The following is a 22,360-nucleotide window of genomic DNA, read 5'->3' as shown; positions in this document are numbered from 1 at the left end:
GAAACCTGCATAACTTTTTTAATTTTAGCTTTTGATGTAGATTCAATAATTTTATAAATTATAAGATCTTCGTATGAATTGGAATAATTCTAAAGAAAGATAGATGAGCGTTTGACCCATCTATTTATTTAAGAGAGTAATTATTATGGTCTATTTTTTCCAGTAATTTCGGCTAAGGATGTCCCTATACGTTTTAAATCTTCTTCAATATTAAAAGACCAGATTTTGGGCTGATCGATAAGGTCACGTAGAAGTAGCATGTGTACACGAGCATCGACTTTGACAAGATTATCCATTGTTAAGGCTGCATCACCAACAATCGCAAAAGCTGGTTCAAAAGCATACATTTCGTACCAGCCTAAAGGACCAAGTTTTTTGACTGCTTTTTTAAAAATGGGTTTATTATCTAAAAGAGTGAAATCTTCTTTATCCCAATCAACCAAACCAAAAAAGCTTCGAATAGAAATTTCTTTTTCTTTATTTGTAAAATGTTCCTTAAGTGACCCGCTAATAGTTCTTAAAATAGTATCAATTGTTAGTTTTGTCCCCGTATCTGGATTATATATATATATACAACCAAAACCATTACGAGCTAAAGCATAAAAATTACCTAACTGTTGAAAAGGGGTATTTTCCATCCAGACATCAACTACATCCTGCCAATCATCAGGGTTTATAATATTGTATAATCCTTGTTGAAATTGACAAAACCCTTCCTGTTGCCAAATTTCCAATAAAATTGGTGGCATGATATTTTCATATCTGTCTAAAACCTCTTTTGAAATTGGATTCACTGGTATTGGTTCTCCAAGTGAATCAATGATGTTTTTTATACAACCTTGGCGCATATTAATCTCACTTATTTGCAAACATCTAATTGTAGATTGAGTTTGGCATTACCCGTACCATCTTTAATAGCTTTTTCTGCATATTTATCCATATCACCAATGATTTTTTTCCATTGTGCTCCAATAGATGAGTTAACGCTAGCATCACCCATACAGGTCGGTTTACAGTCAAAGTAACCTCCTGCAAACATATCAGGCTCATGTAAGGCTGCCATATTTTTCATAGCATCTGAGGCATCTGCTTTTGCCATCGTTTTAGCAATATCATCATCAAGACCTTTGGCGATATTTTGCTCGTACAGATCGCTTTCCATATCTGCCTGATATTTATCTCGATAGGCTTTTTGCTCTTTAGCTGATTCAGGTGGTCTTCCATTCTTTTTATAGGCATCTCGAGCAGCTTTATATTGTGCTGCATTCATATTGTTAAGTGCTTGCTGTTGCCTGCTCAATTGACGATTATATTCAGTGACATAATCCTGTTTATCTTTACTAGATGTTAGCTTTTTATAACCTGAACCATAAGGACTAAAGCATTTATTAAACTTCTTCAAATCCAGTTTTAATTTGGATTTAGGACTACCACTGGTTTTACTGTCTTGTTTTGGAGCAACTGTCTTACTGACCTTTTTGCCCGAGGCAACCATGAGTTTAAGACGCTTTGCTGGACTAATACCACCAATAATGTTGCCAAATACATGTGTGAGTAAGCGTCCGAGTTCTTTGGATGCACATTCTAGCTCCCCTCTGGATTTTGCTCTACTTACTTGAGCAACCCATTTCCCTAAACCTATTGCCATATCTATGGCTTCTTTACCCATACTGTAGGCTGCATATCCAACCATTAAAGCATTGGTAATAGCACCTACAAATGGAATCGCTGTAATGACTTGCCATGCAACAAATGTAGCGACAACCGTTGGTAAATCATTAACCATGTCTTGAAGTGTGTTTTGTAATTCATTTCCTATTCCAACAACGCCAGGCGCTTTGACTGCATAGACTAATACCCATTCCAATTTCCATGCAAAGGTTTGCTCTCCATAATTAACTGGTGCTAATCCCAAAGGATCACTTGTTGTATGAGGCTGTCCCAATGCAAAAGCATATAAATCAGGACCAACAGCTAAACCTAACGGGTCAGGTGTAATATACTTTTCATTCTTCGCATCAAAATAACGATTTGTGTTGTAATGTAAATTGGTCTCAGAGTCAAAATACTGATTAGAGCCTCGTAAATTAAACTCAATAAAACCAAACCGACCATGATTGTAGGCAAGAGGCGAGGCATATAAGTTATCACTCAGTTCAGCTTGCCAAACCACCTTACGCTGACTATTGGTAACAGAAATAGGTGCTTGACGGTGATCGACATGAATATAAAACAACTCATCATGATCAATCATTGCCACAGGAATCTGATTCATCCAAATATAGGATTTCTCAACTTTACCTTGATCATCAGCCTCAGCAACCAACTGGCTACCATCATAAAAATAATAAGTGGTCTTTGTACCTTTTCCAGTCGTCGTTGCAACCGTTTTTTGAATACGTTGACCAAACAAATTATACTTATACTCAGCCAAAGTGTGTTTACTTAACTGAACATCAGGAGCTACATAATCACTCACCGTTTTAGTTTGTTCATTTGGCTTGAGATATTCAACCTTAACCAGACGATCTATACTGTCATAACTAAAAAATAGAACCTTATCATTTTCAATTACCCAACGCTTACGACCCAACTGATCATACTCAGCACCATACTGTGCCGTTTTGAGATAGTCCTTATAATTTAGATTATCAGAACCACTGACAGGAATTGCTTTAACGGATGCAGAAGGGGAGCGATCAAATAAATTTAAAACTTGATTGGTTAAAGTTGGATTAAATTGCTTAGGTGCATTTGTACCTAAATAAGTTTTGCTGTGATAAGAAACCTGAGTAGGTTCATTACTTTGATCATCTAAATAATCTAAAGTAGTTTCACCAGTATTGACATTACCAGAAGTAATCATACGTCCTTGTTTATCAAGAACTTCACGATGTTCTAAACCATTACCAAACTGATAGCCATAATTGACAGAAGTATCTTTTGCACTGTTTAAATTTTCAATAATAGATTGAGAAATGAGTCCTAATGGACCACGTTTAAGATGAATAGATGCAAGTAAACCTGCACGAACTTCATCTTTAGTCCTATATTGATATTCTAATTCTTGGCCATCTGGTAAGGTTCTTCCAACCAGTTGGGCATTTTTATTAAACGCATAAGCTATATTAAAACGTTGACCATCAACAAAGAGTTCATGTTTAAGCAGTTGTGCATTTTCATTATAAGAAAAACGCTCTTCGCCTACTTTAAATTGAATACTGCTTGGCTTATTATATTTGCCCCAAAGTACTTTTCCATGCTCATCAATTTGTTGTTGAGCATTTAAAGATTTAATTTCAACCACACGTTGAGCTGCATCACGAGTGTAAAGACTACGACTCCCATCCTGGCGTTGTTGACCAATAATTAAACCACTCGCATTGTATTGATAAGTCGTTACGCCAGTAACAGGACTATGGACTTTAACCACCTCACCAAAATCATTATAAAAATACGAGGTCGTTCTATTTTGAGAGTCTAGATCAGTGTTTTTAGCTTGAAGCGGTGTAGCCCAATCTAAACCTTTGGGAGATTGCATTAAATTATACAATTTCAAGGCTGACAGCCCTTGTAAATCGGGACGGGCAATATTGCCAACAGCATCATTAGGTGTACTAGGGGTATTTTTTAATGCTGATAAAACAGGATCATTATTTGGATGACTATTTAAATCGTAGGTCTTTTCTTGCGCGATAGAACCATCAGGATTCAATAACTGTGCTTGGCTTACCTGATTTTCAGAATTTTTAATGAGCCTAATCTGATTATTTTGCCCATCATAGAGAGATAATAATTGATCTGCTTCATCATAGTTAAAATTCATTCTTTGACCAGTTTGGTTAAGAATTTCTTTTAATTTCCCATTGTTGGTATAGTCAAGTTGAGTTGATGTTCCAGCGTACTTAAATTGACTGACTTCACCTTGAGCGTTATAACTCAACTCGGCTTCAAGGTGGTCTACACCAATATATTTAACTAAGCGCCCTTGAGTATCATATTTAAATTGGGCTTGTAAATTTTCAGGGTAAATAATTCGTGCAATTAAATCTGATTGATCAGAGGTATACACATATTGAGTAATATCACTATCTTTAGGAGAATTAGATTTTCCATTCGGTAGAGGACCATCCTCCCAAGCTAAACGCCCTTGAGCATCATAACCATACTTAGACTCACGAACCAAAGTATCGCCCAAAGGAGAAAACCCAGATTCTTTAACCGAGATCAAACGATTATCTTGATCATAAGCATAAGACTTACGATACTGCTTACCTGCAACAACACTATTCCTAAATTCAGTTTTTAAACGGCGAGAATCACGTTGATTTAATTGAGCAAGCAGGGGATTGGTATTTAAAGGATTCGAAGATTTTAATTGAAAAGCCTCATACTCATAATGAGTAGTTTGAGGTTGAACACCTACTCCAGAAACAGTACGCGCAATGACTTCACCCAAATCATTATATTTCAGATCAATTGCACGAATGGCGCTCCCTTTAGAATCAAGATCAGCAGCATAACTCACCAAACCTTGAGCATTAAAACGATAACGCTTATTGACCTCACCACAACTGGCACAACCAGCACCAAGACTTTCTAACAACTGAAATTGAGTACCGTCAATTTGATACGAATAAGCAGTTTTCTGACCTAAACTATTGGTCACAATATTTTTAAAAACAGACTTAGTCGCAGCATAATTGGCTGGCATATCCTGACGAGTACGAGCATCAAACTGAATGGTGACTTTTTCAACCCCACCCGCATGCTGACTTAAAAAAGCACGATCTTGATTGTCATACTGCCACTGAGAGAGCAACTTAAACTTTTTCGTTGTTCGATCAAAGACAGACTTCGCAGTGAGATTATGAATATCCCCGCCTTGAAACTTTGGATCATAGCTATACTTAAAGCGGCGCCCATCAGGATAAACGACTTGAGCGAGATTGTTATTACGATCTAAAAAATAGAAATATTGACCAAGTGGTGTGGTTAAAACAATTTGAGGCAAACCAAACTTAGTTGTTGAATAAGCAAAATTAAGCTGCTGACCTTGCCCATTTTTAACACTAACTAAGCGCTGTTGCTGATCATAAGCAAAAGAAAAATTCAGAGTAGGATCATTTTTTTCAATATCTGCGAGAGCAGTAATCTTGGTGATGTGTGCTAGATGAGGATCTTTCCCACCTAAATACTGAAAGAAATAATCTTGATTGGATTGAGTTTTGTGCCAAACCCATCCAGAACCATCAATTTTCTTTTCAATCCAACCATCGGAAGGATTTAGAGGAAGAGCACGAATAACAAACTGATTATTACCGAGGTTAATCTTATTTTTTTTGAAATTGATACGTTTTCCAGATTCAAGACGAATCTGGATAATATCGGGTTGTTCATAAAGTTTAAGATCAAAAGAGCTGTACCAACCATAGCCGAAAGGAGTATTGGCATGACTTTGGCTATTATAAAACCGAGAGAAGGAGAGACCTTTAAAAGCGGGGAGTTCTTTAAAGTCTTCCACAGCTTCAAACTTATTGCCATTGAGGACATTGATAGGGTTACCAACGCCAGTGTCGATCCCACCACAAGCATAGGTTGGCCCTTCACTTTGAGTGACGATAGCGAAAGAAGAGTTTGCACCACATTGGCTAAAGTCCACAACGCCTGCAAAAGAAGAAGAGGAATACGAGCTACACAAGAGAGCTGAATAGAATATTCCTACTGACAAAATATTTTTCATTTTTAAATTCTTTTAAAGTATAAATTAATAAAAATTAGTAATGGTTTGACCTGAACTACAGCTGATCAAGTTATTTGTATCACCAATAATGCTATTGGTAGATGCACCTGTATGCCCAGTGGGTGAGTTGTTTCCTAAAAGCCCACCTGCTAGCTGAGAGCCAATATCGGAAACTCCATTAAAATTGGTTATATCATTTTCAAAATTAGAAATTAAAGACTGTTCAGCGGAGTCAGTGATTCCGTCTAATAGGTCAGTTTTCTTTTGACCAACTTGCCATTGCATTGCTTGATTTTCAGTTAGGCGATCAATGAGGTCTTCACCCACAATGTAACCATTCCGATTAACGGTATTTGTAGGTAATCCCCCTTCAATTGGTGGGCTTAGCATTTGCGATGAAATATCGACAACGATAGGGATACGACCAGCTGCAAGCATACGAATATTTGCAGCATCACGGTCGCTAGAGAAAAAGGAGGTTAAAGAACTAAACACATTTTTCATCAATGGAATTCGTGGCTCGTAACCATATACAAAGCGTAGTTTCAAAACATTTGCATCTTGAAGATTTTGTTTAGACTTCGGCTTAATTTGCAAGTTATTTGTTAAATTAAACTTTTCATTCGGTATAACCCTAACGGTTTGCCCAGTTTTTATTTTATAAGCTGTTGAAAGAATAGGATCATTCCAGTCGTCAAAAGAGGCTTTTGAAGGATTCACCATATGCATATGGACGAATGCAGACTCTGATTTTTTGATAATTTCTTTTAACGCGGTACCTTGTAAACCAACTTGCGCCAAATTTGGATTTGTTCCACTTATCGGGCTGTCAATATGAACATTACCAGGCAAATAGATTCCTGGGGTTGAAAAATAAGGAACAAGACCCTTGAAAAAAGCATTTTGAATGCGTGCTGGATCTGCATTATAAATTGCTCCAGCTCTAGCAGCCTCATAAGCAGCATAAGTTACATTGAGCCTTGCAACATATATTAGTCCATATTGAATACCAACTAAGCCCATAAAAAGGACTAAAGGGGCAACAATAATAAATTCAGTGATTGAAACACCAAGTTGATTTTTTTTTCTACTCATAAGTAGCCCATTTTTTAATTCTAAAAATGTTTTCTTTTTGATGAGTTATGTATAATATAGTAAACATCGTACAAATAACAGACTGTACGTGTGAAAACATTACAACAAGTTTAAGTTATACAAGGTTTACTCATGAAAACAAAACAACTAATAAATGCGTTAAATAATAAAGCAATACGCGGTCAGGGTATGACTGAGTATATTATTATTGTTGCTTTAATTGCTGTAGCCGCTATTGGTGTATTCCGCTTCTATGGGAATACAGCTCGTTCGCAAGTTGCAGTTGCAGCATCTGAATTAGGTGGACAAGATTCTGCTAAAGCAAGAAGTGCTGCTACGACTGCTGGTCAAGCAGCTGTTACTGAAGGTGGAAAAGACAAAAAACTTAATGACTTTGAAAAAGGTTCTCAATAATTACTCTGTTCAGTTTTAGCTACATTTAAAGCATATTTGAATGTAGCTAAAGTTTCACTTATATAAATATTTATATTAAATTTTAAAATTCACTTAAATAGATTAAATAACACTTTGTATTAAAAAAATTTTTGATACTTTTTATAGTGGGTCTTTTATGAAATATCAGTCTGGTCAGTCAACAATGCTTATGTTGATTTTATCACTCGTTTTAATGCTGACCCTAGTTTTCGTCTTTAATACATCACAACTATTATCTGAACGACAACAGGCAAAAATGTTGGCTGATCATGCTGCATATGCAACTGCTACGCGTCAAGCCAGACTGATGAATTTGAATGCTTATATAAATAGAACACAAATTGCGAACCAGTTGGCAATAGCACAAGGTGTAAGTACTGGTTCATGGTCAAAATATGCAGCACAAACTTCAACGAATATAAGTAGGGCTACATCATGGTTTCCTCCAGTGAGTGCTGTTTTTGCAAATATAGGAACAGGTTTAAATTATTTTGCAGATGGTATGGGGGCTTATATTGCAGCATATGGTGTCGAAGTTAAGGTTTTGGAAACAATTCAAAGTACTTTGAATTTAGCAAGTAATGTGACCATCCTAAATGCGCCGCAGGAGTTCTCAGATTTAGTCAGTGAAAATCAACACTCTGAATATGATGTTAAATTGATCGCTTCGACATCTAAATTCCCAGCTCAACTAATTAAACAATATTCTGCACAAGAACGAGAAAGAATGGCAAAAGTTGTTTTAAGCTCAGCAGATCCTTTCATTACCAACCGAACTAAAACAGATATTTTACCGAAACTTGTTTTAGCACCTGGAGGATGGGATGAATGGCGAATCCATAAAGCAGGAGGAACTGAACTTGTTCAATTAGATGAGTGGAAGGGAGTAGATACCCTATCTTTACATCATTATTATAAAACAGTTAGTTGGAGAGGGGTTAAAAGTCGGCATAGAGAAATTCCTATAGGTTGGGGAAGCGCTGCTGGTAGTGCTTTGGGAGAAGATAAAGCTAAACGATCGGGTTCGTATGGTGGTGCAGCTTCAACTAATCCAAGTGCTAGAGGTCGTGCTGAAAATAATGTACCAAATTATTGGGATCCAAGATCAAATAGTTCAAAACTTACAGGCGTGGGTATACCTAAATTTTATGAATTGAAAGATTTAAGTGATAAAGAAACCATATTTCCATTAGTTGTATCTGCAAAAAAAAGTCGAAATAAATTAGAAACTGTAAATAGAAACTCAAATTTAGAAATATCAAAACAGTTTACGATATTGGATAATTATGATGAGCTTGAAAAAGGTACGATCAGTAATGGTGATATGCAAGCATTGACAAAAGCCGAAGTTTATTTCCAGAGACCATGGGAACTAGAAGTTGCAAATTCAAATAGTAGAGTAATTAATCATGAGTATGGTTCATTGTTTAGCCCTTACTGGAAAGTTAGATTGAATGATGATATGGAAATTTCAAAAAGAACAGTGTCACTTGTAGAAGCGATTACTTTGCATTAAAGCAGTGAGTTTTTTTATGAATAAATATAAACAAAAAGGTCAATCCATTGCTGAGTTTGTTGTTGCTTCTGGTGTAATGGGAATGTTAATGATTGCAATACCCATGGTTTCAAAAGTGGCTACAGTAAAATTGAAATCTGAACAAGCTGCAGACTATGTTGCTTGGAGGGTGAATAAAGGTGTTTATGTCAATGATGAAGCTGAGTTATCAAGAGAAGTTGGACAAAGATTTTTTGCAAGAACTGGGGCAGATGTTTTGAGTGATCGTAATGCTGACTGCGATGATGCTTCTGACAAAGATATTGCGGGTACTTCTTTAGTAAATTGGGATTCGATTTCAGTGAAAAATAGTTCAAAGCGCGAAGAATATAGTAAAACATTTGGGACAGATCCGTTAAAATTAGCCACTAAAGGTTTTGATAATTTAAAATCAAATGGACAATATTTAATTAATGTTGCCGTTCCAGTAAATAGTGTGACAGGAATAGAGGGTTTTCCTGAGACTTTTACAATTAAAAGTACTACAGGAACGCTTAGAAACAATTGGGCAGCCAATAACTCTTCAGACATAAAAAATGTAGTTAAAAATTCTGATTATTTAAAACCATATGAAGTTGTACAAGTGAATATAAACAAAGTTTATAATACAGCAATAGCTTCAATGGGATTTGAACATAAAATTCAGGATGATGGCATTTATAAAATGGATATCGTTCCAGATGATAGAAAGAAACAAATTAGATGATAAAAAAAATTTCATATTTTCTCGGTTTTGGAATGATTTTTATGCATACAAACTTATATGCATGTCTTGATAAAGATATATATGCTCAAGGGATGCTATTAAATCCTATTGGAAAACAAAGTATATTAAATGGGTCATCGGTTGATATGTATGACTTAGTTTCGCGTGATTGTAATTTAGAGTGTTATGCTAAATTTTTAGATAAAAATAATGTAAAATTCTCTAAACAAGGTGTTCTTTTTTATATTGAAAAAAAAGGAGGAATTACAATACAGGTTTTAAATAATAATGAAAGCGGTTTTGATGGTCGGCTAATTTGTAAGGCAAAAAAAGATTACAAAAAGTTGGCTTTACCAAGTTATTTTAAAATAAAGGGTCAAACTACGGATTTTCAAACAACAGATAATAAGTCGACAAGTAGAACATTATCTTATCCTAAAGTTAATAGGACTGTGTATTTGAGTTTAATAAAGACTTTAAAGTCAAAATCAAATAATGTAGATATTAATAATGCCTTCTCATATTTTGAATTGAATGACAAAAGTGAATTTAATCTTGTTTTTGATATGAGAAGAAATACTGGAAACCTAGTTGTTGTATATGTTAGGAATGGAAATTAATATGTATAAACACAAGCGTGGTAATACTACAACAGAATATTTGATATGCATGACTTTTGTTTTGATACTTATTGTTGCAGGAAATGGAATCTTTGGTGATGGAAGTTTGTTTATGATGTTTAAAAAGTCATATGAGTTATTTATGAATAAATTTAATGCTACAGTTTTAAATTTGGATGCTATACCCTAATGCAAATACAAAATATCAATAAAAAGGTTGTTGCTCTAATTATTTCAATACTGATTGGGGTGTTGAGTATATGGGGTTTTAAGACTGCTTTCGATTCAAAAGTGGAAAGTTTAAATAAAAAAGGACCTGAAATAGCATATGTTGTAGCAAGCAAAGATCTTCCTGCTGGCTCTATTATTTCACCTGAAACTGTTTCACAAAGAAAGTTACCTTCTGAGTATGAACAATCAAATGCAATTACTGCAGATAACTTCGCTGCAATAGAAGGGATGCCTTTAAGAGTGGATTTAAAACCTGGTGATTTAATTATGTCTTCGATGGTGGAAATGAAAAAAGATATTTCTAAATTGATTTCACCTGGTAGAAGGGCAATAACGATTCCTGTTGATGATGAAAGTTCAATTTCTACCATGTTAAAACCAGGTGATCTTATTGATCTAATCATAACCTTGCAGTCTTCTGAGAAAACGGCAACATTACCTTTGATGCAAGGGGTAAAAATTCTTGCAACAGGTAATCAATTAGATACAAATGACTTAAGTACAGAAACAACTGGTTATACAAATATTACTTTGGATGTAAGTGCAGAGGATGCCAAAAATATTACTTTAGCGGCAAGTTTAGGCAAGATTTCAGCGATATTAAGAAACCCTAATGATCAAGTCATATCAGATACAAGTAGTTTTATTCAACAAATCAATGCACAGAAAAGAGTGACTTTAAGCACCAAACTTATATCTGAACCCAAAAATACCATTCAGACAAATAATCAAATGGCAAATTTAGATAAACCTAAAAATTCTAATTTTAATATTATTTATGGAAATAAAGATGAATAAAACAGTGAGTAACATTTTGCAGTTTAACAAAATATATTTATCTTTGATTGCCAGTTTTATCACATTAAATGCTCATGCAATGTCAGATCATTTATATATAGGTGAAACAATTTATTTAAATGATCCTACAATTACTGATGTCGTTATTGGAAACGATCAGATAGTCAAGGCGAAAACAGTCGGTCGTAAAGGAGTTGCTTTAACGGGTGTTACAGCTGGTGATACAACAGTAAAAATATGGAATGGTCGGCAATATATTTCTTCAGATGTTCATGTATATCCAAGTAACGTTAAAAAAACTTTAAATGATTTACAACAGGCCTTATCCAATATTCCGAATATTTCAATTGAACTGATTGGTGATAATATTATTATACAAGGAAATAATATTTCTCTAGAAAACAAAGAGCGCATTGATAATTATTCGACGTTGTTTAAAAATGTAGTAAACCTTACTAAAACAAAAGAAAATAATGTCCAAGAAAAACAAAAAATGGTTTATTTAGATGTAAGAGTTGTTGAAATATCAACCTCATCTACAAAAGAAATAGGTATTAATTGGAATACGGCATCAATCGATGGACCTAAATTCGGCATTTTAGGTGACTTTAAACGGAGTGGTGCATTTACATCCGATACCAATCCATTAGCTGGAAGTATTCCAGCACTTCCAAAAATTGATCCATTTCAAACCTATTTTGGATTAGCAAGTTTTATTGACAGTAAAATAAATTTACTACAAGAAAATGGAACTGCAAAAATCATCGCAAGACCATTACTTTCTTGTAAAAATGGTGGTAACGCGACATTCCTTTCAGGTGGTCAAGTCCCTTTTCAATCTTCAGGTGCGACAGGAACGCCATCTATAGAATTTAAAGACTATGGAATAAAATTAGATATTAGTCCAACCATTACGAATGAAGGGATCGTGGCAAAGATACTTGCTGAAGTGAGTAATATTGATCAATCTGTTCAAATTTCTGGAATGCCAGGTTTTTTAACACGGCGTACGGAAACAGAATTTGTGGTTGAGCAAGGTCAAACCTTAGTACTAAGTGGTTTAGTTGCAGCAGATATTAGTGACACACAAAGTGCTGTTCCGGGACTAGGTAAAATTCCATTGTTTGGTAATCTATTTAAAAGTAAATCTAAAGCAAAAAAACAGAATGAATTGGTTTTCTTTGTTACCCCTTATGTATATGAAAATGATTTTAGTAAGAAAATGGAAAAAGTGGGTGAGGCATCAGACAGCATCGTGAAAGATGAATTAGGTGCAGGTTTAATTTTACCAAAAGATTTTAATAGTCAATTAGAGAATACCAATGAAGCTCAAGATAAAAAATAAACAACAAGAATCTATCTTGCACATTGATAAAAATGAGATCGTAATAGGCAAGTCTAAGGACTGTGATTTACAATTAAAGGGTTGGTTTATTGCGGATAAGCATTGTGCGATTAAAAAATTAAGTGGTGGGTATGTTGTTGAAGATTTAAATCGTGGTGCAAACGGAACACTTGTAAATAAAAAAAAGATTGATTTCTTTGGCCCGTTGGATTTAACGAATGATACTATTTTTATCAATAACTATTCTATTAATATATTAGAGGAAGATAGTGATGATGAAATTAAAATTGTTAATTCACATTCAATAGATCATAGTGTTTTAGAAAGCTTAATAAATGTATCAAATGAAGATACAGTCCATTCAACTCAGGTAGCAAACCTTCAGTATAACTCAAAAGCATATAAATCTCTTGAAGTAGAATGGATACAAATTTTAAGAGAAAAATTAGTCAAGAAAATGGATTTGAGGCGTAAAGATATAAATACGATGACGCCTGATGAGCTAAAAAATGAAACATTAACTTGTTTAGATCAGGTTCTATTTGAAATAGATGAGGAGCTTCCTCAAATATTAAATGTAGATCGATTGAAACAAAAAATTATTGATGAAGCGATAGGTCTAGGACCATTGGAAGAGTTATTGGCAAATTCGCTTGTTACTGAGATTATGGTCAATGCAAAAGATGAAATTTTTATCGAGCAAAAAGGAAAAATCATCAAAAGTGATTTAGAGTTTACCAGTAATAAAGCAATTTTAGATGTTATTGAAAGAATCGTAACACCGCTGGGTAGGCGGATTGATGAAAGTTCACCAATGGTTGATGCCCGTTTAAAAGATGGTTCTCGAGTAAACGCAATTATCCCCCCCTTAGCTATTAAGGGGCCTACAATTACGATTCGAAAATTCCCAGAGAAAAGAATATTAATTGAAGATCTTGTTGATTATTCAAGTCTAAATGATGATATGGCTGACTTTTTACAGCTATGTGTAAAAGCAAAGAAAAATATTATTATTTCTGGTGGTACAGGCTCTGGTAAAACAACATTACTTAATGTTTTAGCAAGTTTTATTCCGAATGGTGAGCGAGTTATTACGATTGAGGATGCTGCAGAACTTAAATTAGATCATGATCATTTAATTTCATTAGAAGCAAGACCTGGAAATAATGAAGGTAAAGGGTCTGTTCACATCAGGGATTTAGTTAAAAACTCATTAAGGATGCGACCTGATAGAATTGTTATTGGTGAATGCCGTGGTGCGGAAGCACTTGATATGTTACAGGCAATGAACACTGGGCACGAAGGATCTTTAACAACTTTACATGCGAATACACCACGTGATGCAGTTGCCCGTTTAGAAACCATGATTATGATGGCAGGCATGGATTTACCGTTAAACGCAATTAGAGAACAAATAGCTTCAGCTGTTGACGTCTTGATTCAACAATCACGCTTTTCCTGTGGAGCTAGAAAAATAACCTATATTACAGAAATCACTGGGATTGAAAGTGGTAAACTTCAGCTCCAAGATATTTATAAATTTGATAAAACTGGATTTGATTTAGAGCTACAAAAAACTAAAGGATATTTTGGTGCAACTGGATTGATACCAACTTTTTTACAAGAACTAAAAGAATCAGGGTTAAACGTTGATATTTCAAAATTCCAAAATAATGGGTTCTAAATGTATATTTATTTAATCATATTATCATTTGTGATTGTTTTTTTAACATATTATTTAATAACATCGGATGTTATTCAAAATACTTTTTTAAGGAAAACAAATAAATTAGAAGAGCAGTTAAATTTAAGCTATGTTTTTTTAAACATTAAGAAAATTATTTTTATATATTTTCTATTCTTAATTGTAGTTTTCTCAATCATCTTTTTATTTTTAAAATTCAGTATTGTTTATATATTTTTAGCACTCTTTTTAAGTATATTGCCATTTATTGTAATTAAAAAATTTAGGCAAAATCAAATTGAGAAAATAGAACAACAATTACCAGATGCTTTAATGTTGATTGCTGGAGGATTGAGGTCAGGCGCTAGCTTGAGCACTGCATTGTTTCAGTTGACAAATGAATGTCTACCACCTTTGAAAAATGAAATTTCATTAATCATTAAAGAGCAGAAGGTTGGTTTACCCTTAACAGATGCACTAATGAACTTTCAAACCAGATTACCAATTAAATCTGTTGTTTTAATGACAACAAGTATCCGAATTGCATTAGAAACTGGAGGCGAATTAGCAGAAACTCTGACTAAAGCAGCAGAAACCTTAAGACAAATCAATCAATCTGAAGGAAAAATAAAAGCTTTAACAGCTCAAGGAAAAATGCAAGCTTGGGTAGTTGGCTTAATGCCTGTTGGTTTAATTTTTGTTTTGAGTCAAATGGAACCTGAGGCGATGAGTAAATTATGGTCTACACCAGCAGGGTGGATCGCCCTTGCTGGAATTATCATTTTTGAGCTTTTAGGCATGATCGTCATAAGAAAAATAGTGAGTATAGATGTCTAACATGAATGAGTTTATTTTATATGCAAGTACCTTTTTTATGGGATGTGTCATTTCATTTATTTGTTGGCAGGTCTTTAATTTTATAAATGCGGTTCCAGATGAAAATAGAAGTTATTTAGACAAGCCACCAGTTCTATTTTATATTCTTTGGGTTCCAATAAAAACATTGGCATTCTATATTGAACCGTTTATTTCAAAAAAAACAGAAGAAAAATTAACAAGGAAGATAGTTTATGCAGGCTATGATTATGTTTTTAAAGCCAAGGAAATAATTTCTTCACAAATTGTATTTGCATTTTTCTTTTTTACCTTTAGTTTAGTGTTGCTGTATATTGCTAATATTGAGTTATTTTATAGTATCCTATTTTTTCTTTATGGATTAATTTATCCGATTTTATGGTTAAAAAGTGAAAAGAAAAAAAGAGAAAATATAATACTCAAAGAAATTCCCTTTTTTTTAGATATTATTGTCCTTTGTGTTGAGGCAGGATTAACATTTGTAAATGCTGTTGATCAAGCTGTCACTAAGTCGGTACAAAGCCCTATGAGGTATGAGTTTTCTAGAGTATTAGCAGATATTCGTAAAGGTGTGTCTAAGAGTGATGCACTTAGAAATATGGTTTCGCGTATAGATCATGCTTCAATACAAAATTTGGTTTCAGCAATTATTCAAGCTGAAAATATGGGAATGAATTTAGGACCAATTTTACGTGGACAGGCTGAACAGAGGCGTGTAGAACGGTTTTTACGAGCTGAAAAACTTGCACTGGAAGCACCTGTCAAAATGCTATTTCCACTAGTCGCATTTATTTTCCCATGCACATTTATTGTTATTGGATTTCCTTTATATATTATGATGAAAGACGCATTTGGATAATTATGAAACTGGTAAGTAGTCAAAGAAAATTTGAAGTAAAAATTGCGAGGAATTTTTTTTCTCGCGCATTTGGCCTTTTATTCAAAAAGAAGTTAAGTGACAAAGAGTGTTTGTTAATAACACCGTGTAAATCCATACACACAATTGGTATGCGATATAGTATTGATGTGGTTTTTATAGATGCATTTGGCTATATTACAGATATTTATTATGATGTTTCACCTTTTAAAGTATTAAGTGCCTCAAAAGAAGCTTGCTCAGTTATAGAGTTTTTAGGTGGTGAATTGAAAAATGAAGAGTTAAAGCTTAATGAGTTATTTTTTATAAAATAAGGAACATATTTTGTAAGAGCTTAGGAAGTAAACATACCCAAATTATATGATGACTTACTAATATAAAACATAAAAAATGAATACTATTTCCGTCCAAGAATTGCAGAGGCAAAATTCAGGTAAATCATTCGTTTTTTACCATAGATTTTACGACATCAGATGCTGCAAAAAATGTGCTAATAGTAATGAACAATCATATTCATTTAAAATGACCATAACTAATAAAGTTGAATTTAATTATGCCATCAAAATACAATACTAAAAGTTGTGAATTTTATTCTTTATTTGGATTAAAAGAATCTTGGTTTTTTGATCGTTCGGAAGAATACATGGAAAAACAGAGAATTCATTCATCATACGTTCAAACAACACGGCTAGAAAATCCAACAACTGAGCAAATGACTGAATTGAAATTATTTATGTATGAATTGTGCGGAAATTGCTTTGCTACTCATTTGACATTTCCTACGACAGCCGAGGATCAGCAATATTTATTTAGAGGTGTAGAGGCTTATTTTTCATTGAATAAGATTCATGAGCTGCTTGGTTTTCTACCAAATAATGATATTTTACTTAAAGTTTTGGCTGAGGAATGTATGAAATTTACTGAACCTAATTTTGTATTTCCGTTCGTTGATCCACAGAATAATTATTATTTATTTTATAAAGAAGGAAGAATTGAGCACGAAAACAACCTTATTTTAACCATAGCTATGGAAAAATTAAAGATGCCTAAAAAGAAGCTTTTTGGCTTATTTTAAACAATGATTTTCCATTGATCAATTTGATAAAAACAACTGATTAGTTAGAATGAAATTTACTGGTCAGTTGTATGAAAATATCCACTATTACAGGATTTCTATCAATCTATGTAAAAAATAGCTGTCAAATGTTAAGAAATACCTTCTTTCAAGATATTATTGAATTAGATAAATCCTATTTTGGTGCTCGTTATGTATGAGCAGCACTGCAGTGTAAGGACGAGGTGCTTCTAGAAAAACTATTGTATTTGACTTGCTCAAGTGAAAGGGAAGCATACACAGGAATTATGCTTAAGTAGTCCAAAGCTATATATTACAAGATATTATCCAATGTCATATAGGCCTTGATGATGGCAGGAGAAGATGTGCTAATTTAGTAGATATGGGCTTTTATAAGCACTTAATAGTGAATTATGGTAACAATGAATTCGCCTATGAAGAACGTCATATCAACGCCATAGAATCATTTGGGGGCTGTGCTAAAAAAGCTCATCAAATTAAAAATAGAGTATCGCTTTAAATATCAGCATGCTAATTAATACCTTAACTTTCTTAAATTACTCCGTAGAATTCTCTTTAATTTCTTAAACTCTATCCTAAACATAGTTTAAAGGTTTGGATAACAGTAAAGAGTATGAAAACAAAAATAGCCATGTTGTCTGCGAAACATCATCCTAGGATTGTTATCTGCGACTCAGTAAAGGTAGGTAAATTAAACTTATAAATCTGCTACAATTACGTCAATTTTGAATTCTCATTTTTTTCAGTTTAAGTACATATTTAGAAATGTGTACATAACTGTGTACATATTGTAGATTTTTATCATGTTTAAAGAAGATTTAGCTAGTCAAGTAAAGGTTCGTAGGACTTTTGCCATCATTTCCCACCCCGATGCGGGTAAAACCACAATGACAGAAAAACTGTTACTTTGGGGTAAAGCGATTCAGATCGCGGGAATGGTAAAAAGCCGTAAGTCAGATCGTGCAGCAACATCTGACTGGATGGAAATGGAAAAAGAACGTGGTATTTCGATTACCACATCTGTGATGCAATTCCCTTATAAAAATCACGTGATCAATTTACTTGATACACCGGGACATGAAGACTTCTCAGAAGATACTTATCGTACATTGACTGCGGTTGACTCAGCATTGATGGTGATTGATGGTGCAAAAGGTGTCGAAGAACGTACCATTAAACTGATGGAAGTGTGTCGTATGCGTGACACACCAATCATTTCATTCGTCAACAAAATGGACCGTGAAATTCGAGAACCATTGGAATTGCTTGATGAAATTGAAAATGTATTGAAAATCAAATGTGTTCCATTAACATGGCCAATGGGTACAGGACGTGATTTTGCAGGGGTATATAACCTGTTAGAAAATAAGTTCTATGTCTATAAGGCAGGTTTTGGTTCAACCATTACCGATATCGAAATTCGTGATGGCTATGATTATCCTGATTTACGTGACCGTGTTGGTGAGTTAGCGTTTGCATCATTTGAAGAGTCTTTAGAACTTGTTCAAATGGCGAATGATCCTTTAGACCATGCTGAGTTTTTAGCAGGGCGCCAAACCCCAGTTTTGTTTGGTACAGCATTGGGCAACTTTGCAGTAGATCATGTTTTAAATACATTTATTCAATGGGCGCCAGAGCCTAAAGCGCATCCAACAGAAGAACGTGCTGTAGAAGCAACGGAAGATGGCTTTAGTGGTTTTGTCTTTAAAATTCAAGCCAATATGGATCCCAAACACCGTGACCGTATTGCCTTTATGCGTATTTGCTCAGGTAAATATGAAAAAGGCATGAAAATGAATCATGTGCGTATTGGCAAAGATATTCGTATCAGTGATGCTTTGACTTTCCTTGCAGGTGAGCGTGAACAGCTTGAAGAAGCGTGGCCGGGCGATATTATTGGTTTACACAACCATGGTACGATCCAAATTGGTGATACTTTCACAGCAGGTGAAAATCTTCACTTTACTGGGATTCCGCACTTTGCTCCTGAAATGTTCCGCCGTGTTCGTTTAAAAGATCCATTGAAATCTAAACAGCTTCAAAAGGGTTTAAAAGAACTTTCAGAAGAGGGTGCAACACAGGTGTTTATGCCACAAATCAACAATGACTTAATTGTTGGTGCGGTAGGTGTGTTGCAGTTTGATGTAGTTGCATATCGTTTGAAAGAAGAATACAAAGTGGACTGTATTTACGAACCAGTAAATATCAATACAGTACGTTGGGTGTCTTGTGATGACGAGAAGAAATTCAATGAGTTTAAGAAAAAAGCCCATGATCAACTTTCTGTCGATGGTGGTGGTCATTTAACGTATCTTGCGCCGAGTCGTGTAAATCTACAATTGATGCAAGAACGCTATCCTGATATTCAATTCCGTGCGACAAGAGAGCACTAAGTTTGAATAAACCCATTTAAAAATGTAAAAACAGCTTCCTTGTGAAGCTGTTTTTGTATCAGAATACTAGGCCTCTGAGGTTGGGACTCGTGTCATGCAGTTTACAAAAAAAATAACATCAATACTTTGTCTAAGCACACTGCTTTTGGTTGCGTGTGATTCAAAAAAAGATCAAAACGATTCTGCGACTCAGCAAGGTCATGCTCAACAAGATGTAGCTGAAGTATTACCGTATTTAAATATTCAGGAAAGCAAAGCTGATTATGCATTGCCATTTTGTGAAAAGAAAAACTGTATTGAAATCGACATTCAAACGATTAAAACTCAAGATGAATGGTTAAATCAGTGGATTGCGAATAATCAATCACATGTGATCCAAGCGCAGATTGATTTAAAGCAAAATATGACGTTGCAACAAGCGATCAATGCTTTTGTAAAAAAGTCGGATGTTTGGCAAGCGGAGTTTCCTAAAAACAAAGCTTTTGAATTGCATATGCAAACACGTATGGCTTCACAACGGAATCAATATGTTTTGCTACAAATTTCAATCAATACAGTACAAGCCGATGTCCGTATACAAGAGCGTCAATATTTCTATGTTGCAGATCGTAAGTTAAAAAAAGCGCTGAGCATTCTTGAAGTGATTCAGCCTAAGCAACAGAATTTACTCAATAATTGGGTACAAGCTAAATATCAAGAATGGTTAGATAAACAAGATGTTGATGTGAAAAAACAAGCACCTAAAAAACTATATTGGGGGCAAGCAGATTGGTTCTTTGATGGTGAAGGTGTCGGTTTGCATTATCGTGCCAGTGAAATAGTGAAAGATGGTACGCAGCTAGATATTTACTTGAGTAAAGAACAAACTCAGCAAATTTTAAAAGCAGATGTTTATCAGCAAATGTTTTAATTGCTTTTATTCACATCAAAGATCACTTTAGTATTTTCAATAATGTTCTAATTCAATACAAATTTGGATTGAGCATTTGCGTTGAGAAGAATAGGCTATTGAATATACATATTTTTAAATCTCAGATAGGTTTGTGAGATGTTGAATCAAAAGAATACTTTGGCTTTATCAGTACTGGTCGTTATTTTAGGACTAACTGGCTGTCAAAAGACCGATCCTAAAAATACAGATAAACCTGTAGATCAAACTGCTGCATCACAAGTAATTGATACATCAATGCTTTTACAAGGTGATACGGAAAAGCTCAAACTGAGTTTGCCTGAGTGTGGTGGGAATAGTTGTCCTGAATTTTCTGTAGATCGCTTACACAGCAACCAAGCATTTGTTGATGAAATTATTGATCAAGCCATTTTAAAGAATTTGGATCATATTTTAGATATTGCTCAATTGGATAAAACCAAAGAAGAGAAAAATCAATCTTCTGCAAGTGAAGTTCAGGAAAATGCAACTAAAACACCTGCGCAACAAATGCAAGATCGGGTACAGCCTTATGTCAATTCTTTCCTTGAATTGCAGAAAGAATTACAAAATTTAGGTGCAAGTGGTCAACTCAGTTTAACCATTAGTCCAAAAATTTTAAATGCAGAACGACCGTTGGCAACGGTTGTGTTAAATAGCAGTAGCTATTTAGGCGGAGCACATGGCTCTTCTGCACAAACCTATTTTAATTTTGATTTGAAAACCAAGCAGCAAGTTGCATTAGATCAAATTATAGAAAGTAATCAAAAAGGCAAATTAAAACAATTGGCACATGACGCGTTTAAGGTGTGGGTTATTGATTCTAAATTGGCTGAAAATGTAGCAGAGTATGAACAAGCTTGGAAATTCAAATTAACGGACAACTTCTATTTAGGCAAACAGGGCTTGATCTTACAATATGGTGAATATGATATTGGACCTTATGTGGTGGGGTTGCCTCGCTTAACCATTCCTTATGATCAGTTAAAAGGGGTGTTAAAACCACAATATTTTCCAGCAGAAATGCAAGTGGATCAACCAGCAGCATCGTCTGTTGTAACTGATCAGAAAGCGAAATCATAATGACCTTGCCTTTGTTTGATACGCATACACATTTCGATGTTCCCGATTTCGATTTAGATCGGGAAACTTTAGCGTATCAAGCCAAGGCTGTTGGGGTTGAACGCTTAATTTTGATTGGCTTTTTACATGAGCGTTTTAATGATTTAGTCGATACACATCATTATTTGAATCGTTTGGTCGACGCGCCGAAAAGTTATCTTGCTCCTGGTTTGCATCCATTCTATATCGAACAGCATCAACTTGAATATTTGGATGATTTAGAAAAAATACTTAAAATGCATGATTGTGTTGCAGTTGGTGAAATTGGTTTAGATACTTTTTTAAAGCAGCATAAGCAAACAGAAGTTTTTCAAAAACAAAAGGATTTTTTTGCTACGCAAATTGAATTAGCACAGCAATTTCATAAACCGATTCTTCTACATATTCGCAAAGCACATGCAGATGTTTTGGCAATGCTAAAACAGCATCAATTCAATAATGGTGGAATTGCACATGCTTTTAGCGGGGGCGTTGAAGAAGCAAAAGCTTTCATTAAATTAGGATTTAAAATTGGTGTAACAGGGCAAATCACCAATCCAAATGCCAAAAAATTGCATCGAGTGGTTCAAGAAATCGGTGCAGAGCATTTAGTCATTGAAACGGATTGTCCCGATATGACACCGTTATGCTGTCAAACTTCAAGCGAACATCACACACGTAATACACCAGTCAATTTACCTTATGTGTTGGAAGGTTTGGCAAAAATATTATCTCTTCCGCAACAGCAACTTGCGCAACAATTATGGCAAAATTCTTTGAATGCTTTGGCTTTAGCTCATTGAGCTAATCTAAGTGAGAAAAATAACCAATTCATAACACGAATAGCCAAAATTTGGCTTACATTAGAAGAATAGTGTTGTACCTCGTACTCACCTGA

The 22,360-nt window shown here is 34.5% G+C and carries 18 protein-coding genes; 15 read left to right on the top strand and 3 right to left on the bottom strand.

The window, feature by feature from the left end; genetic code table 11:
* Positions 1-143: 143 nt before the first annotated feature.
* Genes ACY45D_RS14935 through ACY45D_RS14925 form a run of 3 tightly spaced genes read right to left on the bottom strand, consistent with a single transcriptional unit; the run spans position 144 to position 6,838 of the window.
* Positions 144-848, bottom strand: a complete 705-nt coding sequence (locus ACY45D_RS14935; protein ID WP_463107428.1) for a GAD-like domain-containing protein — start codon at positions 846-848, stop codon at positions 144-146.
* A gap of 11 nt (positions 849-859) precedes the next feature.
* Positions 860-5,743, bottom strand: a complete 4,884-nt coding sequence (locus tag ACY45D_RS14930; RefSeq protein ID WP_463107427.1) for a polymorphic toxin type 15 domain-containing protein — start codon at positions 5,741-5,743, stop codon at positions 860-862.
* A 24-nt stretch (positions 5,744-5,767) separates the two neighbouring features.
* Positions 5,768-6,838 carry a TadE/TadG family type IV pilus assembly protein gene (locus ACY45D_RS14925; protein ID WP_463107426.1) on the bottom strand — a complete coding sequence of 357 codons (1,071 nt, stop codon included), beginning with the start codon at positions 6,836-6,838 and terminating at the stop codon, positions 5,768-5,770.
* Positions 6,839-6,970: 132 nt separating this feature from the next.
* On the opposite strand from ACY45D_RS14925, the gene ACY45D_RS14920 reads away from it, so the two are divergent.
* The 15 genes from ACY45D_RS14920 to ACY45D_RS14850 all read left to right on the top strand — a co-directional run bounded on the left by ACY45D_RS14920 (position 6,971) and on the right by ACY45D_RS14850 (position 22,265).
* Positions 6,971-7,252 (top strand): Flp family type IVb pilin, encoded by a 282-nt coding sequence (locus ACY45D_RS14920; protein ID WP_010117315.1) that lies wholly within the window; start codon positions 6,971-6,973, stop codon positions 7,250-7,252.
* A 157-nt stretch (positions 7,253-7,409) separates the two neighbouring features.
* Entirely contained in the window at positions 7,410-8,789 is a 1,380-nt protein-coding gene (locus ACY45D_RS14915) for a Tad domain-containing protein (protein WP_463107425.1), read from the top strand.
* Between the two features lie 16 nt (positions 8,790-8,805).
* The gene (locus ACY45D_RS14910; protein ID WP_463107424.1) at positions 8,806-9,534 is read left to right on the top strand and encodes a hypothetical protein; all 729 of its coding nucleotides are present in this window, start codon (positions 8,806-8,808) and stop codon (positions 9,532-9,534) included.
* A gap of 41 nt (positions 9,535-9,575) precedes the next feature.
* Positions 9,576-10,154, top strand: coding sequence for a hypothetical protein (locus ACY45D_RS14905; protein ID WP_463107423.1), 579 nt, complete (start codon positions 9,576-9,578; stop codon positions 10,152-10,154).
* A 189-nt stretch (positions 10,155-10,343) separates the two neighbouring features.
* Entirely contained in the window at positions 10,344-11,183 is an 840-nt protein-coding gene (gene cpaB, locus ACY45D_RS14900) for a Flp pilus assembly protein CpaB (protein WP_010117320.1), read from the top strand.
* Positions 11,176-12,528: a type II and III secretion system protein family protein gene (locus ACY45D_RS14895; protein WP_010117321.1), complete on the top strand. Its 1,353-nt coding sequence runs from the start codon at positions 11,176-11,178 to the stop codon at positions 12,526-12,528. Before cpaB ends, ACY45D_RS14895 begins: the two co-directional genes overlap by 8 nt.
* Positions 12,506-14,212: an ATPase, T2SS/T4P/T4SS family gene (locus tag ACY45D_RS14890; RefSeq protein WP_010117324.1), complete on the top strand. Its 1,707-nt coding sequence runs from the start codon at positions 12,506-12,508 to the stop codon at positions 14,210-14,212. Before ACY45D_RS14895 ends, ACY45D_RS14890 begins: the two co-directional genes overlap by 23 nt.
* The gene (locus ACY45D_RS14885; protein ID WP_010117325.1) at positions 14,213-15,049 is read left to right on the top strand and encodes a type II secretion system F family protein; all 837 of its coding nucleotides are present in this window, start codon (positions 14,213-14,215) and stop codon (positions 15,047-15,049) included. It begins immediately after the preceding gene.
* Between the two features lies 1 nt (position 15,050).
* Positions 15,051-15,926, top strand: coding sequence for a type II secretion system F family protein (locus ACY45D_RS14880; protein WP_463107422.1), 876 nt, complete (start codon positions 15,051-15,053; stop codon positions 15,924-15,926).
* Positions 15,927-15,928: 2 nt separating this feature from the next.
* Positions 15,929-16,258 carry a DUF192 domain-containing protein gene (locus ACY45D_RS14875; protein ID WP_463107421.1) on the top strand — a complete coding sequence of 110 codons (330 nt, stop codon included), beginning with the start codon at positions 15,929-15,931 and terminating at the stop codon, positions 16,256-16,258.
* A gap of 239 nt (positions 16,259-16,497) precedes the next feature.
* Positions 16,498-17,019: a hypothetical protein gene (locus ACY45D_RS14870; RefSeq protein ID WP_463107420.1), complete on the top strand. Its 522-nt coding sequence runs from the start codon at positions 16,498-16,500 to the stop codon at positions 17,017-17,019.
* Between the two features lie 821 nt (positions 17,020-17,840).
* Complete coding sequence (locus tag ACY45D_RS14865) at positions 17,841-19,433, top strand: peptide chain release factor 3 (RefSeq protein ID WP_463109497.1); 1,593 nt, start codon at positions 17,841-17,843, stop codon at positions 19,431-19,433.
* Positions 19,434-19,527: 94 nt separating this feature from the next.
* On the top strand, positions 19,528-20,343 hold the full coding sequence (locus ACY45D_RS14860; protein ID WP_463107419.1) for a hypothetical protein: 816 nt from the start codon (positions 19,528-19,530) through the stop codon (positions 20,341-20,343).
* Positions 20,344-20,481: 138 nt separating this feature from the next.
* A complete protein-coding gene (locus ACY45D_RS14855) occupies positions 20,482-21,444 on the top strand; it encodes an RsiV family protein (RefSeq protein WP_463107418.1) in 963 nt (320 codons plus the stop codon).
* Entirely contained in the window at positions 21,444-22,265 is an 822-nt protein-coding gene (locus ACY45D_RS14850) for a TatD family hydrolase (protein WP_463107417.1), read from the top strand. The genes ACY45D_RS14855 and ACY45D_RS14850 overlap by 1 nt, the downstream gene beginning before the upstream one ends.
* Positions 22,266-22,360 lie beyond the last annotated feature (95 nt).

This window comes from Acinetobacter sp. BZX-2 (genome assembly GCF_055179795.1).
The sequence above is the reverse complement of the archived record's forward strand: the minus strand, read 5'-3'. Positions and strand labels throughout refer to the sequence as shown.